The 13,329-nt window shown below is 32.0% G+C and carries 15 protein-coding genes and 2 riboswitches; of the genes, 7 read left to right on the forward strand and 8 right to left on the reverse strand.

All coding sequences use genetic code 11. The features are described from left to right. Positions 1 to 29 precede the first annotated feature (29 nt). The 5 genes from hemC to ACJAX4_RS01920 all read right to left on the reverse strand — a co-directional run bounded on the left by hemC (position 30) and on the right by ACJAX4_RS01920 (position 5,030). Positions 30 to 902, reverse strand: coding sequence for a hydroxymethylbilane synthase (gene hemC / locus ACJAX4_RS01900; RefSeq protein ID WP_435787759.1), 873 nt, complete (start codon positions 900 to 902; stop codon positions 30 to 32). Beyond that, on the reverse strand, positions 871 to 1,551 hold the full coding sequence (locus ACJAX4_RS01905; RefSeq protein ID WP_435787760.1) for an NAD(P)-dependent oxidoreductase: 681 nt from the start codon (positions 1,549 to 1,551) through the stop codon (positions 871 to 873). The genes hemC and ACJAX4_RS01905 overlap by 32 nt, the downstream gene beginning before the upstream one ends. Beyond that, entirely contained in the window at positions 1,509 to 2,705 is a 1,197-nt protein-coding gene (gene hemA / locus ACJAX4_RS01910) for a glutamyl-tRNA reductase (RefSeq protein WP_435787761.1), read from the reverse strand. Before hemA ends, ACJAX4_RS01905 begins: the two co-directional genes overlap by 43 nt. Before the next feature lie 39 nt (positions 2,706 to 2,744). Next, complete coding sequence (cobT, locus tag ACJAX4_RS01915) at positions 2,745 to 3,812, reverse strand: nicotinate-nucleotide--dimethylbenzimidazole phosphoribosyltransferase (protein WP_435787762.1); 1,068 nt, start codon at positions 3,810 to 3,812, stop codon at positions 2,745 to 2,747. Between the two features lie 154 nt (positions 3,813 to 3,966). Further along, positions 3,967 to 4,134: riboswitch (cobalamin riboswitch) on the reverse strand. Between the two features lie 62 nt (positions 4,135 to 4,196). Next, positions 4,197 to 5,030: a GHMP family kinase ATP-binding protein gene (locus ACJAX4_RS01920; protein WP_435787763.1), complete on the reverse strand. Its 834-nt coding sequence runs from the start codon at positions 5,028 to 5,030 to the stop codon at positions 4,197 to 4,199. 149 nt (positions 5,031 to 5,179) lie between these two features. Beyond that, positions 5,180 to 5,363, forward strand: a riboswitch (cobalamin riboswitch). A 119-nt stretch (positions 5,364 to 5,482) separates the two neighbouring features. Between ACJAX4_RS01920 and ACJAX4_RS01925 the strand changes: the two genes are divergently transcribed. From ACJAX4_RS01925 to cobC, 7 genes are read left to right on the forward strand one after another with little or no spacing between them, the layout of a single operon-like run. After that, positions 5,483 to 6,223 (forward strand): energy-coupling factor ABC transporter permease, encoded by a 741-nt coding sequence (locus ACJAX4_RS01925; protein ID WP_435787764.1) that lies wholly within the window; start codon positions 5,483 to 5,485, stop codon positions 6,221 to 6,223. Between the two features lie 3 nt (positions 6,224 to 6,226). Then, complete coding sequence (locus tag ACJAX4_RS01930; RefSeq protein ID WP_435787765.1) at positions 6,227 to 6,550, forward strand: energy-coupling factor ABC transporter substrate-binding protein; 324 nt, start codon at positions 6,227 to 6,229, stop codon at positions 6,548 to 6,550. Continuing rightward, a complete protein-coding gene (cbiQ, locus tag ACJAX4_RS01935; RefSeq protein WP_435787766.1) occupies positions 6,537 to 7,355 on the forward strand; it encodes a cobalt ECF transporter T component CbiQ in 819 nt (272 codons plus the stop codon). The genes ACJAX4_RS01930 and cbiQ overlap by 14 nt, the downstream gene beginning before the upstream one ends. Further along, complete coding sequence (locus ACJAX4_RS01940; RefSeq protein ID WP_435787767.1) at positions 7,334 to 8,170, forward strand: energy-coupling factor ABC transporter ATP-binding protein; 837 nt, start codon at positions 7,334 to 7,336, stop codon at positions 8,168 to 8,170. Before cbiQ ends, ACJAX4_RS01940 begins: the two co-directional genes overlap by 22 nt. Before the next feature lie 30 nt (positions 8,171 to 8,200). Further along, positions 8,201 to 8,761 (forward strand): bifunctional adenosylcobinamide kinase/adenosylcobinamide-phosphate guanylyltransferase, encoded by a 561-nt coding sequence (gene cobU / locus ACJAX4_RS01945; protein WP_435787768.1) that lies wholly within the window; start codon positions 8,201 to 8,203, stop codon positions 8,759 to 8,761. Positions 8,762 to 8,778: 17 nt separating this feature from the next. Next, positions 8,779 to 9,534 carry an adenosylcobinamide-GDP ribazoletransferase gene (gene cobS / locus ACJAX4_RS01950; RefSeq protein WP_435787769.1) on the forward strand — a complete coding sequence of 252 codons (756 nt, stop codon included), beginning with the start codon at positions 8,779 to 8,781 and terminating at the stop codon, positions 9,532 to 9,534. Continuing rightward, on the forward strand, positions 9,531 to 10,127 hold the full coding sequence (gene cobC, locus ACJAX4_RS01955; RefSeq protein WP_435787770.1) for an alpha-ribazole phosphatase: 597 nt from the start codon (positions 9,531 to 9,533) through the stop codon (positions 10,125 to 10,127). The genes cobS and cobC overlap by 4 nt, the downstream gene beginning before the upstream one ends. A gap of 119 nt (positions 10,128 to 10,246) precedes the next feature. Here cobC and ACJAX4_RS01960 read toward each other — a convergent pair whose 3' ends face one another. The 3 genes from ACJAX4_RS01960 to ACJAX4_RS01970 all read right to left on the reverse strand — a co-directional run bounded on the left by ACJAX4_RS01960 (position 10,247) and on the right by ACJAX4_RS01970 (position 13,105). Beyond that, positions 10,247 to 11,059, reverse strand: a complete 813-nt coding sequence (locus ACJAX4_RS01960; protein WP_435787771.1) for a M56 family metallopeptidase — start codon at positions 11,057 to 11,059, stop codon at positions 10,247 to 10,249. Positions 11,060 to 11,213: 154 nt separating this feature from the next. Beyond that, a complete protein-coding gene (locus ACJAX4_RS01965; protein WP_435787772.1) occupies positions 11,214 to 11,597 on the reverse strand; it encodes a BlaI/MecI/CopY family transcriptional regulator in 384 nt (127 codons plus the stop codon). A gap of 152 nt (positions 11,598 to 11,749) precedes the next feature. Next, a complete protein-coding gene (locus ACJAX4_RS01970) occupies positions 11,750 to 13,105 on the reverse strand; it encodes an MATE family efflux transporter (protein ID WP_435787773.1) in 1,356 nt (451 codons plus the stop codon). Positions 13,106 to 13,329 lie beyond the last annotated feature (224 nt).

Genomic DNA, 13,329 nt, shown 5'->3' on the forward strand with positions numbered 1-13,329 from the left:
CTTTACCTACAGTTTTTTATAAAGTGATTTTATCCCAGTAAAACTCTTTCTGCTAGATCCCTCCCTAGTTCTAAATACCTTTCACTTGGACCCATTATATCTTTTTTTACAAGTCTTCCCCCAACACTAAAAATTCCGACGATATGCATTAGGTCTCCTTCTAGTTCAGCATAAGCACCAAGTGAAGAATGACATCCACCATCTAATCTTCTCATAAAACTTCTTTCCGCCTCAACACAAATTCTTATGTCGCGGTCATTAAGGCTCCTGAAAATTTCTGCATGCTGGCCTTTTGAAAGAACTTCAATTCCCAAAGCGCCTTGTCCTACTGCTGGTATAAACTCATGAGGATCAAAATAATCCGTAATAATGCTTTCCATATCTAACCTCTTTAAACCCGCTGATGCAAGTATTATTCCATCTAAATCTTCACTCTCAATCTTGCTTATTCTAGTTTGAACATTTCCCCTTATTGAAACCGTAACTATATCAGGTCTTAGAAGTTTAACCAAAGCCGATCTCCTATTGCTACTCGTTCCAATTTTAGCCCCTTTCCTAAGTTCAAAAAAACTTATACCATTCATAGAAATAAACGCATCCCTTGCATCTTCTCTTGTAGGAATAGCTGCTATTTCAAAAGCTTCATTTATCTCATAAGGTACATCCTTCATGCTATGAACCGCAGCATCTGCCCTTCCATCAGCGATCGCCATCTCTATATCTTTTACGAAAATTCCCTTTCCGCCTATCTTATCAAGCGAAACGTCAAGTCTTTTATCTCCCTCCGTTTTAATAAGTAGTTTTTCACTGCACACACCATGTTTTTCCATAACTTTATTCATAACCCAATCGGCTTGAATAAGGGCTAACTTACTCTTTCTTGTAGCAATTTTTAAATTCAAAATTTTCCCCTCCATAAAACATATTTAAAACACTTTCATGAGCTCCCTTAGAATAAAAAAACATAAAATCTTCAGTTGAAACAAAATCCATGAACTCAATTTTATGATCTAATTTCTTTACTTTTTCTCTTAAACCACCAATATACTCGATAAATTCAGTATAATCATTAAGTTTATTATAAATACAATCCGCAAGTAGAATTGAAGCCTTTGGATTTCCTGCCTTTGTGTGAATACTAAAAGATAAATTTTTTATTTGTCTTTGTATTGGTGTTATAAAAAGTCCCTCTTTAAAATTGGAACAATCTAAATATAATTTATAATTGCTTTCACAGTCCTCTTTGATTTTTACATTATCCGACTTATCATCCACTGCAATCACAACTAAATGCTTATTAAGTATATAACTTTTCTTATAGGCATCTTTTATTAACTCAACATTATAACGGTTACTTAAGTCGTTAAAACTAGAATTAAATTCTTTTGATACCACTAAAACATTACATCCTTTATCAGCAAAACTCTTACACTTTATAAAACCCGCTTTTCCACCTCCAATTATTACAACTGAAATTTTGTTAGAAAGAAGTGATATAAATGCATATTCTACTTCTGAGGATAAAATATTTTTTGTACTATTCTTAGACATTCATCAGCCCTTCCCTTCAATTGCTCTTCTTTCAGCACTTCTATTGCCCTATTAATGTAGGCATCAGAAGTACTTTTAAGTAGTGTCATAGCCAGTTCCTCATTGTCTTTCGCATGCTGTTTATGCTTAAAGCTCTTAAACCTTTCATAATATACTTTTTCCCCTGATTTTAAAAGTTTTTTGATGTGAGGATCAATTTCCCGAAGCTTTTGCCAATCTATGAAGTCACCTACATATTTTTCTATTATATATTTATTCTTATGCATTAACTCTTTTCTTTTTTTTCTATTCTCATCATCAATAGCACTTATTTTATCTATATCATAAACCACAACTTTAGCCATGGACAATACCTGTTTCTCCACATCTCTTGGAATCGCAAGGTCATATATTATTAGTTTTTTATCTAGCAAATCTTTCTTTAATATCACGGGATGTGGTGCTGAGGTACAACTTATAATACAGTCTACCTGTTCGAAATAACTGTTTTTCTCTTCAAACCTTATTATTTTCACCCTGCTATCTTTTATTTTAACGATTTCAACATTTCTTACTGCAATATAAAGCACATCAAAATCACTGCTTAAGATATAATTTAAAGTTAATGCTCCTACATCTCCAAATCCAACAAGCATAAACTTTCTAAGGCCATTATTTATAGCCTCCTTTACTACAATAGATGAAGATGATACCGGTATTTTATAAATCTTCGATTTGTCCCTAAATTTTTTACCGCAAGTAATAGCCATCTGAAACAATTTCTGCAAATCACTATTTACTCCATTAACCTTTGCAGAACTTTCAATTGCATTTTTGACTTGACCTAAAATTTGGTCCTCACCTAAAATTTTGGAATGGAATCCGCAAACTACTTCCATCAAATGTTCGGAAGCTCTTTTCTCTTTAATGTGAAATGTATGTTCTATAAGTTCTAAATCCCAATTCAAAAGATTAAAAATTTCTTCAACCTTATTCTTATCATAATCTTCTGAATTAAAATATATTTCTGTTCTATTGCAGGTGCTTATTATAACTACCTCATCACTTATACTTAAAACACTTCTTATACTTTCCTCTAAATGCTTTGGTATAATTGAAAGCTTTTCTCTTATTTCAACTGTACTCTCGCTATGTAATCCAATAAGTTGTATCATTTACTCATCTCCAAATTTACTCTTCTTCGTTTTAAGTCTCTACCTAATGTCCACATAGCAATCTTTGATTATTTCTGCTTCCTGAAAGGTAGCCATATTATTTATAGTATAAAGTGCTGCTTCTATTATATTAAATGCTAAGGCACACCCCGATCCTTCTCCAAGTCTCATATTTAAATTTAACATAGGAGTAAGATTTAATTCATTCATCATATAAATAGCCCCTGTTTCTGCTGACAAGTGAGAAGGAAACATGTATTCCTTACAAAGAGGATTAATTCTATAGGCACATAATGCAGCCGCTGATGAAATAAATCCATCTATAACAATCGGTACCCGAAGACTTGCCGCTGCTAAAAAGCATCCACAAAGCGCGGCAATATCGAAACCTCCAACTTTGGCTAATACATCAATTACATCATTTTTATTAGGGGCGTTTACCTGAATTGACCTTTTAACTACACTTTTTTTATTTTCATATTGCATCTGCGTAAGTCCTGATCCTTTTCCCACTACTAAATCTGAATTCATACCTGAAAGCACACTAAGAACTGCTGCTGAAGTTGTTGTATTTCCTATGCCCATCTCCCCTGTTCCCAGTAGATCATATCCTGATGATACCAACCCGTTCACTGTTTCTATTCCAACCTCTATAGCTCTTATTGCCTCATCTTTAGTCATAGCTGGACCTATTGCCATATTTTTAGTTCCGTAGGCAATTTTTTTATTTATTATAGTTTTATTATCAAAATCAGCATTAACACCAACATCCACCACAGTTATATCTGAATTTGAGTACTGTGCAAGTTTGCACACACCCGTTATATGTTTTGTAAAATTTTTTGTGACAATGGCTGTTATATTTTGAGGACATGCACTTACTCCCTCTTCTGTTACTCCATTATCGGCACACATGATTATAATGTTTTTTTTATTTATACTATTATTTGTCTTACCAGTGATACCTATTAACTTAGCTGCAATTTCTTCTAACCCGCCTAGGCTTCCTATAGGCTTTGTAAGATTATCAATTCTTTGCCAAGCCTTCACAACGCACTCACTATATAGTGGTTTTATACTATCTGTTGTTTCCTTTAGAAGATTCAATATTTACACTCCCTTTTAAATCAAAAAAAAATTGTACCCCTACCAAAAGATAGGGGTACAATAATCCTTATTATTTATAATAAATGAAAACCTAATAAAAATATAGGTTATACTGTTTCAAAAGGATATCTACGCCACTACCCTTCCCTCCGAAGGATTAGCCTAACTCATGGCAGGTCTCCTGACTTACGCGTCTCTCTCTTCCCACCTTCCCAGCTTTCTTTAGCCAGTGGTCGGGATTTGTCTACGTATACAGTAGCGGGGGCTGTAGCATTACTGCTTTCCCTTTTAAACATTTAGTACCATAAATTTTCTATTTAATTATAGTTAAATTATAACTCAGATTGTTAAAAAGTACAACCTTATAATTATTATTTACAAATATTATTTACAATTAGCAATTGTCTTTAGAGCATATTTTTTATATCCTGGAATTGATGTTCCATAATTCAAAACCCCTTTCATCATAGTATTTTCACTATATATTATTCCAAGGAAATCTCCACTATGCGCACCAATAATTCCAATTCCACCTGTCTTAATTTGTATTTCTTTAATGATTGGTAAAATATCGTACTTTAATCTATATTGATTTCTTAATATACTTTCTGATGAAATATTGGCTAACTTTTCTATATTCCTTTCACTAACAGCTTGTTTTAGATTTGGTATAAGGTCTTCTATTTCTGCCAAATCACACTTCACATTTTTATTAAATCCAACAGTATCAATAACCTTTTGCCCCTCAAATACAAGCACATTAAATTCTAGGTAACTGCCTAAAATCTCCTTAAAGTCTCCATTTTTATAATCAAACAAAGTCATTTCCGGAAAAATTATACTATCTGTTGGCTCAATTCCAATAGTATGATTAATTAAATCCTGCTCATCATATTTCCTCTCAAAAAGCTTAAGTAAGGACAAATAGAGAGCCATTATATCTGCGGTGCTACTGGCAAACCCTTTTCCAATTGGGATTTCAGACACAATTTCTATATCCAGCTCATCATAACTGCGTATATAGCCCCAGCTTTCTAAAATGTTCTTCATAAATTTTTTACACTTTGGGTATTTATTTTTATTAACTGGCAAAATACTTTCAAAAACCATAACCCTAGTAAATAAATTAACAGGACAAGATAATAACAGTTCTTTCCCATATGCTTTCCCCTGTATTACTTCCCCTAGACTTCCAGGATAACTTCGTACTACCTTCATATATTTTTCTCCGATCTTATATATAATAATGTCTAAATTATAGTTGTGGTTTAAATATAAATCAACAGTTTTATAAAATGAATTTTATTTGAGTAACATAATATATTATTGACACTAATAAATATGTGATGTAAAATTATAATATAATTGAATACTAAATTTATATAGGTTTAATCTTTATAGATTAATTAAAAGAGAAGTTGAGTGAAAATCTCACACGGTGCCGCCGCTGTAAAAGAGGAGTTCTTATATTTATACCACTGATTATTTCGGGAAGGTTTATAAGAATAATGATTCTTGAGTCAGAAGACCTACCTACATTTATATGCCATTTACTCTACGAGCGATAGGGAGGGGTGTTAAAATATTGATTTTATCATTATTAGTCCTTCTAACGAATTCGTTAGAAGGATTTTTTGTTCTGTAAACATTATTATTTTTGGAGGTTTTTTATGAAAAAGAAATATCAAGTTGCCCTCGGAATTTTTCTTGCGTTAATATTTATGCCTAAAAATGCCTTTGCAATGCATATAATGGAAGGATTTTTGCCTCCTGTATGGTGTATTTCATGGGGAGCAGTGAGTTTACCATTTATTATTGTTGGCTTGTTTTCAATAAAGAAAAAAGTGGAGATAAATCCAAGAATAAAGATGCTTATTGCAATGGCAGGTGCATTTACCTTTGCTCTATCAGCACTGAAGATTCCATCTGTTACTGGTAGCTCGTCGCATCCAACAGGAATTGGTCTTGGTGCAATACTTTTTGGTCCCACAGTAATGGTTGTGATAGGATTAATAGTTCTTATTTTTCAAGCTATAATGCTTGCCCATGGGGGGCTCACTACACTTGGTGCAAATACATTTTCAATGGCTGTTGTTGGAGGGCTCGTAACATATTATTCATATAAAACGCTTAAAAAAATGAAGGTATCACGGTCAACTTCAATTTTTATAGCGGCCGCACTGGGAGATTTAATGACATATGTTACAACTTCCTTTCAGCTTGCGCTGGCTTTTCCAGATAAAACCGGAGGGTTTATAGCATCACTTATGAAATTTATGGGTATATTTGCAGTAACTCAAATTCCACTTGCTATTAGTGAAGGGATATTAACTGTGATAGTATTTAACCTTTTAACTGCCTACAGCAAGTCTGAATTAATAGACTTAAACGTATTATCTCAGGAGGCATAAAAAATGAATAATAAAAAAAGCTATAAAATGTTAAAGAAGAATCTTATTCTAGCACTTATTGTGGTCATTCTCGGGGTTTCGCCATTATTAATTAATAAAAACGCTGGATTTGGTGGTGCAGATGGACATGCAAAGGATGCTATTACACAAATTGATTCCACTTATGAGCCGTGGTTTACTTCTGTTTGGACACCACCAAGTGGCGAGGTAGAAAGTTTACTATTTGCATTACAAGCAGCAACAGGTGTAGGATTTATTTGTTACTATTTCGGATACGCAAAAGCTAAGAAAGAATTTTCTAAAGTGAATAAACATGATCTCAATTGATAAATTATCTTATATCTCTAATCTTAGAAAAGTTAACCCAATGGAAAAGTTTGTTTTTGCTATTATAACAATGCTACTGAGTATATATTTAAACAATATTTTAATATCTGTAATTGTAATCATTCTTATGGGACTCATAACTGTTTATAAAGGTAAAATACCCTTCAGTTCATATTTCATATTAATGTTAATTCCACTTAGCTTTTTAATAATCGGAGTTATAACCATAGCTATAAACATAGGAGCGAGTACTAGTGAATCATTATTTAGTTTTAGTATTTTAAACGTCGAATTTGGATGTACAGTGGAAAGCATTATGGAATCCGTAAAAGTATTATTTAGGTCCCTTGCGGCAGTGTCTTGCCTATACTTCCTTTCACTATCTACACCAATTGTTGAACTTTTATCTGTATTAAAAAAACTTAAAGTTCCCAAATTATTTATAGAGCTTATGAGTCTTATATATAGATTTATTTTCATAATGCTAGAAACTATAAATATGATTTATATATCACAGAATTCAAGACTCGGATACTCAAACCTAAAAACTAGCTATAACTCACTAGGAAAACTTATAGGTTCACTATTTCTAAGTTCCTACAAGCGTTCTCAAGATATGTATACTGCTCTAGAATCAAGATGCTATGATGGTGACATTAACGTTCTTGAAAATACTTATAAAATTTCATATGTAAATTTATTCATGATTATATTACTGGAAACGTTCTTAATATTTTTAGCTACAAATGACAATATAGGTGTGATCATCTCGGGAGGATTATTATGGATAAAGAATATATTATAGAAACAAAAGATTTGAATTTTAAATATCAAGATGGAACTAAGGCTCTGAATAATATTAGTTTGAAAATAGAAAAAGGAAAAAAAATATCGTTTTTAGGAGTGAATGGTTCGGGTAAATCCACACTATTTTTAAACTTTAACGGTGTTTTAAAACCTTCTTCAGGTAAGGTTTTTTATAGTGGTAATGAAATAAAATATAAGGCCACGTCATTAAATGCCTTAAGAAAAAATGTAGGTATTGTGTTCCAAGACCCGGATAATCAGCTTTTTTCAGCAAGTGTGTATCAAGAAATTTCTTTTGGGCCAATGAATCTAAAGCTAGATGAGACTGAGGTTCGACGTCGCGTGGACGAAGCCCTTATAAATACAGGTATGACTGAGTTTAAAGATAAAGCAGTTCATTTTCTAAGTCATGGACAAAAGAAAAGAGTAGCAATAGCAGATATAATTGCAATGAGCCCTGAAGTAATAATACTTGATGAGCCGACTTCAAGCCTTGACCCTAAACATTCAAAACAAGTAGTAGAGATATTTAATGACCTTAATGAAAATGGCATGACTGTAATTTTATCAACCCATGATGTTGAACTTGCCTACGCCTGGTCAGACTACATATTTGTTATGAAAGACGGAGAAATAGTTCGCGAAGGTTCACCTTATGAAATCTTTTCAGATGATGAATTAATATCTAACTCTTATCTTGAAAAGCCATTAATTCTCGAAATTTTTGAGAAGTTACAAGCAAATGGAAAAATAAATTCTGATGTACAGGCGCCAAAAAATAAGCAGGAGCTTTTTAAAATAATAAATCAATAGCTACCCTTTGGTAGTGTTGGAGGTAAAAAAATGGGAAAATTAGTTTTGGTTACTGGCGGAGCAAGAAGTGGAAAAAGTACTTATGCCGAGGATTTGGCAAAAGCGGTTGGTGATGACGTTATGTATATTGCTACCTCTATACCCTTTGATGATGAAATGAGGGAACGAGTAAAGAAACATAAGGCTAGAAGACCTGAAAATTGGGGTACCTTTGAAGGTTATATGGATTTAAAGAGAGTATTTCGAGATAAAGAAAGATCCTATCAATCTATATTGTTAGATTGTATCACCATAATGATTACCAATCTAATGTTTGAATTTGGTGGTTTTGATGTTGAAAATTTAGATGAGGAATCAATAAATAAACTAGAAAAAAGAATTCTAAACGAAATAACTGAGTTTCTAGACGAATCAAATTTAAATACAGAAACACTAATACTTGTTACAAATGAAATTGGTTTTGGCATTGTACCAGATAATAAACTATCAAGAATATTCAGAGATATATCAGGACGAGCAAATCAATATATTGCCTCAAGAGCGGATGAAGTTTATCTTGTAGTTTGCGGTTTGCCTATGAAAATAAAATAAATTCCAGGGGGCATGTTATGAAAAATTTTATTCTTATGCTACAATTTTTAACAAGAATACCTATAAATACACAAATTGATGTAGATGAGAATAGCTTTAAAAGTGCAATGGTATATTTTCCACTTATAGGGCTTATTATAGGAATTTTAAATGCGTTAGTTTTCTTATTACTCTCACCTATATTTTCAAATTCCGTAACTATTATTTTTGTAGCGCTATTCAATGTGTGTATAACTGGCGCTTTTCATCTTGATGGCCTAGCAGACACCTGCGATGGAATATACTCAGCTAGAAAAAAGGAAAGAATGCTTGAGATAATGAAAGATAGTAGTATAGGAACTAATGGATCCGTAGCTATTTTTTTTGATTTAGCCTTAAGAATTGGGCTCTTAGCTTCCATTAATAATACCAATTATAATGTAGTAAAAGCTATTATAATATCTTGTGTTTTATCAAAAACTATTTTAGTTTTACTTAGCTATATTTCCACTTATGCAAGAAAAGAAGGTGGTCTAGGCAATGTATTTATCGGTAAAATATCACTAAAAACACTTGTTATAGCATTAATTATAATGGCAGCATTAACTTATTCACTAGTAGGCTTAAATGCTATATTCATCATTGTTCCAACAATACTAATAATGATTTTATTTGAAAAATATATAAAATCTATAATAGATGGAATAACAGGTGATATCTTAGGCGCTGCAAGCGAGCTAACTGAGATTTTAGTATTTTGTATATTTATAATATTACAAAGGTATATGCTATGACCACAAATATATATTTAACTAGGCATGGGGAAACAGAATTAAATATGAAAAAAGTTTATTTTGGGTGGACGGATGTACCTTTAACATTACAGGGAGAAGCTCAATGTAGAGTTGTAGCGGAAAGTCTCAATGGCATTGCTTTCGACTCAATAATAACAAGTCCTCTCATAAGAACTATGCAATCTTCAGAAATAATAACTGGCTTAAACAAAAATAACTTTGAAATATACCCAGAGCTTAAAGAACTTAATTTCGGCAAATGGGAGAATCTTCATTATAAAGAAATAGAAAAAATATATAATAATGAATGGCTTGAGTGGGCAAAAGATTGGCAAGGTTTTTGTATTCCAGAAGGCGAAAGCTTTAACACTTTTTACGACAGGGTAAAGTTATGTTTTAATGAAATTGCAGAAAAATATAAAGGTAAAACAATTTTAATAGTAGGTCATCAAGGAGTCTTAAAAATAATAGCAACTCTAATACTAAACTTGAAGGCAGAAGAATTTTGGACACTGACCTTCAAGTTTGGCACATGCAAACTTTATCAAATTGATAAATGTGGCAAAGGAATGTTATGTTTGCCACCTACATAGCTGTTATATTTAATTCTATTTACTTTTTCTTATATATATCCGGTAATTGATTTATCCCAAACCCCCGCACTTTCCATTGACCGTTTTCTTTTATAAGATCAATGGCTCCTTTTGAGGGGCTACTTATTTTTGAATAATTGCAAGTATAATTCCGGGAATTGTTTTATCCCAAACGCACACACTTTCCACGTGCCATCTTCTTTTACTAGTTCTATAACTCCTTTGGCTGTGTCTGCTTGTTTGGTTTTACCATCAGAAGATATAAAATCAAATTTAACTTCGTAAGGATATCTTACTTTATCATTATCATTATCTTTATAATCTTTATACACGTCTTCCCCTAAAGTAATGTCTGTAACTTGTGCTGTATAATTACCCTTAGCACATGTTCTTGTACTCACACTCTTAAACTGATTTGCTAATGCTACCATGTACCCTTCGTCTGTCATTAAATCTACTATTTCTTTATCAATCGACTTCCTTACTTCAAGGACTATAGCACTGTGTTTTTTATAATCTTCTTCGCTCATTGGTTGTTCCCCAGTATACTCTGGCATAGGTATCTTAAAATCAGCTACTTCTTTTGCATCTACTGCATAGATACTTTCAACAAATTCTTTGGCAAACTTAACTGATGTTTCTTCTTGTGATTTTGAAGTGTTTAGTGCAATACCTATACCTCCTAATATAATTACAATGATAGCTCCAAGTACTATATTTTTAATATTTGCCTTCTTATACTTTGAAATCATAATAATCCTCCTTTTTATTTCAGAGCTATTCATAACCATAGAAGTGGTTCCAATTAGTCTATTGTTGCTGCCCCTGAGCTCTAGTACTCTTACTATTGCATCCCCATATTGAAGATTTTTCCCTTTATCTAAATAAGAAATTACTCTAGCATCACAGGAAATTTCAAGGTCCTGTCTCATTTTATGATTAATATTAACCATATATAATAGTGAAAGTTAGAGCTTAATTTATCTTTGAATATACCTTTAATAATTAAAATCATGAGTACTATTATGCTGCCAATTAATGAGGATAGTAGAATCATCTTAAAGATACTTAATATATCCATATACATCACCCCTCCTTATTACTTGATTTATTTAGTATATTTTTAAGTTCAACTATATCAGTTTCAGATAGTTGCTCAGATTTAGCAAAGTTCAAGAGCATAGATTTAATTGAACCATCAAATACCTTATCAATAAAGGACTGACTTTCTAATTTTATACATTCGTCCTCTGATACCAAAGGGTAATATAAATATTCATTACATAATTTATTAAAACCAATTGCATTTTTATTTAATAATCTGTTTATTAGAGTTTTAACTGTGGAGGGTTTCCACTCTACTTTATCCTTTAATTCCTGCATGATATTAATTGATGTAATTTCAGAATGATTCCATATTACTTTCATTACTTCCCACTCTGCATTTGATATTTTAGGGATTTCACTCATTATTATTCTACCTCCGCTCCGTTTACAACTGTAATCTAAGTTTACAAGTGTAATCACGAATTGTCAACATATATTTTCAATATTGGAATATTTTATTTTTTAAATAGTTTATAAATTCGCTAAATAAAAAAAGCCCTTGGTTATCCCAGAGCTTAATCTTCATCATGTAATTTATTTAAATGTTTAATTTCTACATATAAGAATATAGCTGTTATAATAGACGATATAACGTCTGAGGTTGGAGCCGATGCCCATACACCATTTAACCCGAGAAACCTGGGTAAAATAAATAAAAGTGGTATAAGAATTATAACTTGTCTGCTTAAGCTTAAAAATATAGATATTTTAGCTTTACCTATGGCTTGAAAATAGTTGGAACTAACTATTTGAAATCCTATTATGGGAATCATAAATAGGTATATTCTAATGCCATGAACTCCTATTGCTACAAGCTCCGGATCCTTATTGAATAAGCTTATGAGTTGTTTTGGAATCAACTGTATGATTATGAATCCAGTTGTAGTAACAGCAGTAGTTGCTATTATTGCTAATTTTAAAGCATGTTTTACACGACGATACTTTTTAGCACCATAATTATACCCTATAATTGGTTGGCTACCTTGAATTATTCCAAAAGTTGGCATTAACACCATCATGGAAATACTCATAATAACTCCCATAGCTCCCAGAGCCAAATCGCCACCATATCTAACTAGACTTCTATTAGATACTATAGTTACTATACTTGCTCCTATCTGCATAGAAAATGGAGACATTCCTATTGCAAAAATGCTCTTTACAATTTTAGTATCTAGTTTTAAATTTTTGTAACGTATTTTTAACACACTATTTCCACCTAGGAAATAGGATAATACCCATATAGTAGTTACAGTTTGGGAAATAACAGTTGCTATAGCTGCTCCCTCCGTTCCCATACCAAACCCATAAATAAAAACAGGGTCTAAAATTGTATTTAATATCCCACCAATTAACATGGTAACCATTGCTACCCTTGGATTTCCTTCAGATCGTATAGTATTATTCAGTCCAAATCCTATACTTTGGAATACTGAGCCGATAAGTATTATTCTTATGTATCCCTTGGCATAGGGTAAAATTTCTTTACTAGCCCCAATTTTTAGTAACATAGGTTCTAAAAATATGAGCCCTAAAATAGTTACTATAAATGAAATTATCATAATGAGGGTAAATGCATTTCCTAAGATATGCTCTGCCTCACCTTTGTTTTGTTCCCCAAGCTTTATAGATATAAGTGCTGCTGTCCCAATACCAATTAGCATTGCAAACGCCATAACTATAAGAGCAATAGGGAATGTAACTGCAACTCCTGATAAAGCAAGTTCCCCTACACCTTCTATATGTCCTATAAATATTCTATCTACAACATTATATAGTGCATTAACTACCATGCCTACAATAGCTGGAATAGAGAACTTCATAAGTAGTTTGCCTATATTTTCTTCTCCCAATTGTTTTGATCTATCCAAATTATAATCTCCTTCATATAAGACATGTTCAAGCTTTATTAATTTTATATTTTTAATTCTACAATGAAGCATTATACGTTACTGCGACCTTAACGTCAAGGTTATAACAACTTTGGAATACTGTGTATAATTCGTTTATGATAATGTCCTAGTATACCGTTTTTGATTATGTCCCAAATTTACAAAAATATAGTGTAGAATATACCTCACAAGAATGTATAAAT

Origin of the sequence: Clostridium sp., assembly GCF_051278035.1 — a bacterium.
GTDB lineage: Bacteria > Bacillota > Clostridia > Clostridiales > Clostridiaceae > Clostridium_AD.

Bases quoted from the DNA above. Each gene is read 5' to 3' on its own strand.
- ACJAX4_RS01960 (WP_435787771.1), bottom strand. From the start codon at position 11,059: ATGAGACAGGACCTTGAAATTTCCTGTGATGCTAGAGTAATTTCTTAT.
- ACJAX4_RS01930 (WP_435787765.1), top strand. From the start codon at position 6,227: ATGAATAATAAAAAAAGCTATAAAATGTTAAAGAAGAATCTTATTCTA.
- ACJAX4_RS01965 (WP_435787772.1), bottom strand. From the start codon at position 11,597: ATGAGTGAAATCCCTAAAATATCAAATGCAGAGTGGGAAGTAATGAAA.
- hemA (WP_435787761.1), bottom strand. From the start codon at position 2,705: ATGATACAACTTATTGGATTACATAGCGAGAGTACAGTTGAAATAAGA.
- cobC (WP_435787770.1), top strand. From the start codon at position 9,531: ATGACCACAAATATATATTTAACTAGGCATGGGGAAACAGAATTAAAT.
- ACJAX4_RS01925 (WP_435787764.1), top strand. From the start codon at position 5,483: ATGAAAAAGAAATATCAAGTTGCCCTCGGAATTTTTCTTGCGTTAATA.
- cobS (WP_435787769.1), top strand. From the start codon at position 8,779: ATGAAAAATTTTATTCTTATGCTACAATTTTTAACAAGAATACCTATA.
- ACJAX4_RS01920 (WP_435787763.1), bottom strand. From the start codon at position 5,030: ATGAAGGTAGTACGAAGTTATCCTGGAAGTCTAGGGGAAGTAATACAG.
- ACJAX4_RS01905 (WP_435787760.1), bottom strand. From the start codon at position 1,551: ATGTCTAAGAATAGTACAAAAAATATTTTATCCTCAGAAGTAGAATAT.
- ACJAX4_RS01940 (WP_435787767.1), top strand. From the start codon at position 7,334: ATGGATAAAGAATATATTATAGAAACAAAAGATTTGAATTTTAAATAT.
- cbiQ (WP_435787766.1), top strand. From the start codon at position 6,537: ATGATCTCAATTGATAAATTATCTTATATCTCTAATCTTAGAAAAGTT.
- cobU (WP_435787768.1), top strand. From the start codon at position 8,201: ATGGGAAAATTAGTTTTGGTTACTGGCGGAGCAAGAAGTGGAAAAAGT.